Raw genomic sequence first — 322 nt, 5'->3', positions numbered from 1 at the left:
CGCTGAGTCCGGCGCCTACGTGGCCGCCGTCTCCCAGGGCTCCGGCGCCGAGGCGGCCGGCCTCCAGGAGGGCGACATCATCACGGCCCTGGACGGCGAGTCTGTGGAAGGCGCTTCCGACCACATGCTGGCCGTGCGCGGCAAGAACCCTGGCGACACCGTGAAGCTCACCGTGAACCGCAACGGCCAGGAGCAGGAGATTTCCGTGACCCTGGGCGACGATGCCGCCAGCCAGAAGGCCGCTGCCGAGCAGAAGGCTCAGCAGGAGCATCAGATGCCCGAGCAGGGTCAGGACTTTGGCCGGGGCTACGGCGACGGTAAC

The 322-nt window shown here is 69.3% G+C and carries 1 protein-coding gene; it reads left to right on the top strand.

All coding sequences use genetic code 11. From position 1 onward, the window contains the following. A partial coding sequence (locus NE591_RS13575) for a S1C family serine protease (protein ID WP_256156898.1) occupies positions 1–322 on the top strand: 322 nt, incomplete at both ends.

This window comes from Adlercreutzia sp. DFI.6.23 (assembly GCF_024462535.1).
Lineage (GTDB): Bacteria > Actinomycetota > Coriobacteriia > Coriobacteriales > Eggerthellaceae > Adlercreutzia > Adlercreutzia rubneri.
Note: the sequence above shows the minus strand (reverse complement) of the source record. Positions and strands in the feature narration are given on the sequence as shown.